The organism is uncultured Enterococcus sp. (genome assembly GCF_913775425.1).
In the GTDB taxonomy this organism is placed as follows: domain Bacteria; phylum Bacillota; class Bacilli; order Lactobacillales; family Enterococcaceae; genus Enterococcus_G.
Genome location: NZ_CAJYIS010000036.1, coordinates 1 through 4,505, shown reverse-complemented (window position 1 = coordinate 4,505; position 4,505 = coordinate 1). Strand labels below are relative to the sequence as shown.

Here is a 4,505-nt window from a genome sequence, read left to right as displayed (position 1 = left end):
GTCCGTCTGCTTGAGTGAATTTTTGACGTCCAGTATAGAATGGATGAGAGTCAGAAGTTACTTCGACACGGATTACTGGGTAAGTGTTTCCGTCTTCCCATTCCATAGTTTCTTGTGAGTGTTTAGTCGAACCTGACAAGAATGTGAAACCTGTAGTTGAGTCTAAGAAGACTACTGGATGGTAATCTGGATGAATATCTTTTTTCATTATGCTTTTCTCCTTTGCCCTGTTTCATGTGCTGAAGCAGAGTTATTTGTTTTGATACAACAAGAGTATCTTATCATTTTTTAACGTACTTGGCAATTATCTTTTTTTATTTTTGGCATTTTTTTCAGTAAACGTCACATCTTTAAACGCCTGTAATAACGCTTCGTTTGTTGGTGTTTTTTTCATAAACCGTACAAATTGTTCCGTATATTCCAATGCATCACCTTGCATTTGATTACGAATGCGCCACGTCTCTTCTAGCTGACTTTCAGACATTAAGAGTTCTTCTTTACGCGTACTTGAACGTTTCAAATCGATGGCTGGGAAAATACGTCGTTCGGCTAATTGACGGGATAGATGCAGCTCCATATTCCCTGTTCCTTTAAATTCTTCATAAATGACATCATCCATTCGGCTACCGGTATCGACTAAGGCTGTCGCAATAATCGTCAAACTACCGCCTTCTTCGATATTACGTGCGGCACCAAAGAATTTTTTCGGACGATACAACGCGGCAGGATCGATCCCGCCACTTAGCGTTCGACCGCTTGGTGGTGAAACTAGGTTATACGCACGCGCAAGACGTGTAATACTATCCATTAAAATCACGACGTCACGTTTGTCTTCTACTAGACGCATCGCACGTTCTAAAACCAATTCAGACACGCGCGTATGGTTATTTGGTTGTAGGTCAAAAGTAGAGGAGACAACATCGCCTTTGACGCTACGTTCTAAATCCGTCACTTCTTCTGGACGTTCATCGACTAATAACACAATCAATTCCACATCCGGATGGTTTTTCGTGATTCCATTTGCGATTTCTTTTAAAATACTCGTCTTCCCGGCTTTAGGTGGTGCTACGACAAGACCACGTTGGCCAAAGCCAATTGGTGAAAACAAATCGATGACTCGAGAAGCCAACCGTTCTTTTGTCGTTTCTAAATGTAATTTACGATTTGGATAAAGTGGCGTCAATGCTGGAAAATGTGGACGTTGCTTTGCTTCTTCAGGGTTTTTCCCATTGACGCTATCGACATGCATCAAGCCATAGTAGCGCTCAGATTCTTTAGGTGGTCGAGCTTTCCCAGCGACTTTATCCCCATTACGAAGACCAAAGCGATTGATTTGAGAAGAAGAGATATAAATATCTTCTGCGCTTGGTCCATAATTGATTGGGCGTAAAAAACCATAGCCGTCTTGACCAATGATGTCTAAAATCCCTTCAACTAAAAAGAAGCCTTGTTTTTCAGCTTGAGCTCGAATCACAGCTAATGCCAACTCTTTTTTATTCATCTGACTGTAATATGGAATTTTAAATTGTTTTGCATACGTATAAATTTCTTTTAACGTTTTATGTTCTAATTCTGCAATCGTTAAATAATCTGCCATCCTCGTTAGTCCTCAATCATTTCTATCTGTGCGCCTAAATCCGTCAACTTTTCAACAATATGGTCGTAGCCACGTAAAATGTGCTCTACATTTCGTATCGTCGTCTGACCTTCTGCCATTAATCCAGCAATCACTAAACAAGCACCTGCTCTTAAATCACTCGCTGCAACTTCAGCACCTTTTAGCTGTGCTGGTCCGTTTAACAACATAATATTGCCTTCGATCGAAACGTCTGCTCCCATACGAGCAAGTTCTGGAATATGATTGACACGTTTTTCATAGATCGTATCGGTTACTTGCGAATTGCCTTTTGCTTTCAGTAATAATGGTGTGATCGGTTGTTGCAAATCTGTTGCAAATCCTGGATATGGAAATGTCTTCACGTTCACAGGTTTTAGATCTGTCGTTTCATGGACATAAATCGAATCTTCTCCGATATCCATTTTGACACCCATTTCCGTTAGTTTCGATAAGTAACTTTCTAAATGCTCATGGATCACGTTTTGGACTTTGATTCCTTTACCAACTGCAGCAGCCATTGAGATATACGTACCGGCTTCGATACGGTCAGGAATGATCCCATGCGTACAGCCATGTAAAGTATCGACACCTTCGATACGAATGATATCCGTTCCAGCACCTTTGATGTTTGCACCCATTTTATTTAACAAGTTTGCTACATCGATGATTTCTGGTTCACGAGCGGCATTTTCTAAAATCGTTTTCCCTTTTGCTTTAACAGCCGCTAGCATGATATTAATGGTCGCACCAATGGATACCATATCTAAAAAGATGTGGGTTCCATTTAAACCATCTTCAGTTGTTTTTAAATACATTGCGCCATGCTCATTTTTCACATCCGCACCTAATGCTTCAAATCCTTTGATATGTAAATCAATCGGTCGAGGTCCTAAATAACACCCGCCAGGTAAACCTACAACTGCTTCACCAAATTTACCTAACAGTGCACCCATAAAGTAATACGACGCACGAAAACTATTGATCTTGCCAGTTGGCATTGGGATCGAGATAATCTCTGTTGGATCGATCGTTAATTGATGATTTTCAAATGAGGTTTTCACCCCCATGATTTCTAAAATCTCAATTAGTGAATGAACATCTTGAATATCTGGTACACCTTTTAACACCACGGGCGAGTCTGCTAAAACAGCTGCAGGAATCAATGCTACTGCACTATTTTTCGCACCACTGATCGTGATCTCGCCAGTTAATGGTCGATTGCCATGAATCACTATTTTTTTCATTTTATATTCACCTATGCTTTACGTTCTTATCTGCCTCATGTCTTATGACGCATCGTTCATTAGTTTACCATATTTTAGGCGAAAAAAAAAGATGACTAGCCTACGCTAGTCATCAAAAACAAGTCTTATTTAGCTTTACCAGCTGAACCAAACCAGTCAATGTGCTCTTCACAATCTTTAACGATCGCAGCTTTACCTGGAGCTAATAATTTACGAGGGTCAAATCCTTTACCTTCTAAATCTTTACCAGCTTCGATGTATTCGCGAGTTGCTTTAGCAAATGACAATTGGAATTCAGTGTTTACGTTTACTTTAGAAACACCCATTTTGATTGCTTTTTCGATTTGATCTTGAGGAATACCAGATCCACCGTGTAATACTAATGGTACATCTTGTCCAACTGCTTCAGCGATCGCTTGTAAGTGATCAAATGCTAAACCAGTCCAGTTTTCAGGGTATACACCGTGAATGTTACCGATTCCGCAAGCTAAGAAGTCAATACCAGTGCCTACCATTTGTACACACTCGTCGATGTCTGCTAATTCACCAGTACCGATGATTCCGTCTTCTTCTCCACCGATTGAACCAACTTCACACTCAACAGAGATTCCTTTAGCGTGAGCTTTTTCCACTACATCTTTAGCAAGACGTAAGTTTTCTTCAAATGGTAAGTGAGAACCATCAAACATTACAGAAGTGTAGCCTACTTCGATACATTCTAATGCATCTTCGTAAGAACCATGGTCTAAATGTAATACCACTGGAACAGTGATGTTCATTGATTCGATTAAATCTTTTACCATGTTTACAACTAATTTGTAACCACCCATGTATTTTGCAGCACCCATTGAAGTTTGGATTAATACAGGTGCTTGTTTTGCTTCAGCAGCTTCTAGAATTGCTTGAGTCCACTCTAGGTTGTTTGTGTTGTACGCGCCTACTGCATAGCCGCCTTGACGAGCTGCTTTGAAAACTTCAGTTCCTGATACTAATGGCATAATTTTTCCTCCTAAATTTAAAAACGCATTATTTGTTAAGTTTAACTTAACCAACATTGATATTTTAGCAAATTTTCCCTTTATTTCCAAGTAAAACTATCAAAATAAAAGGAGAATCTTTTTCAGATTCCCCTTTTCGGTAAAATTATGCTTCTTCGATTGCCGCACCTACGAAGGCTTTGATTAAGCTTTGAGGACGGTTTGGACGAGAAATCAATTCTGGATGGAATTGACATCCAACAAAGAATTTGTTTTCTGGAATTTCTACGATTTCTACTAAACGGTTATCTGGAGAAACACCAGAGAAGACTAAACCGTGTTGTTCGAACAATTCACGGTATTTATTGTTGAATTCATAACGATGACGATGACGTTCTTGAACAACTTCTTGATTATTATAAGCCGCTGCTGTCTTCGTTCCTTTTTTCAATTTACATGGATAAAGACCTAAACGCAATGTGCCGCCTAAATTTTCAACATTTTCTTGATCTGCCATCAAATCGATAATGTTGTTTTTCGTTCCAGGAACGGTTTCAGCAGAATTCGCATCTTCTAGTCCGACTACGTTACGTGCAAATTCGACACATGCCATTTGCATCCCTAAACAAATTCCTAAGAATGGAATATCGTTTTCACGTGCATAAC

At 39.6% G+C, this 4,505-nt stretch carries 5 protein-coding genes; all 5 read right to left on the bottom strand.

The window, feature by feature from the left end; all coding sequences use genetic code 11:
* Positions 1–208, bottom strand: a 208-nt coding sequence (locus QZ413_RS03880; protein ID WP_297076612.1) for a type B 50S ribosomal protein L31, incomplete at its 3' end; no start/stop codon positions are given.
* 96 nt (positions 209–304) lie between these two features.
* Positions 305–1,597, bottom strand: coding sequence for a transcription termination factor Rho (gene rho / locus QZ413_RS03875; protein WP_297076610.1), 1,293 nt, complete (start codon positions 1,595–1,597; stop codon positions 305–307).
* 5 nt (positions 1,598–1,602) lie between these two features.
* Positions 1,603–2,862 carry a UDP-N-acetylglucosamine 1-carboxyvinyltransferase gene (locus tag QZ413_RS03870; protein WP_297076606.1) on the bottom strand — a complete coding sequence of 420 codons (1,260 nt, stop codon included), beginning with the start codon at positions 2,860–2,862 and terminating at the stop codon, positions 1,603–1,605.
* 125 nt (positions 2,863–2,987) lie between these two features.
* Entirely contained in the window at positions 2,988–3,860 is an 873-nt protein-coding gene (locus QZ413_RS03865; protein ID WP_297076603.1) for a class II fructose-bisphosphate aldolase, read from the bottom strand.
* A 145-nt stretch (positions 3,861–4,005) separates the two neighbouring features.
* Positions 4,006–4,505 (bottom strand): glutamine amidotransferase-related protein (locus tag QZ413_RS03860; protein WP_297076601.1); only part of this gene is annotated, 500 nt, incomplete at its 5' end.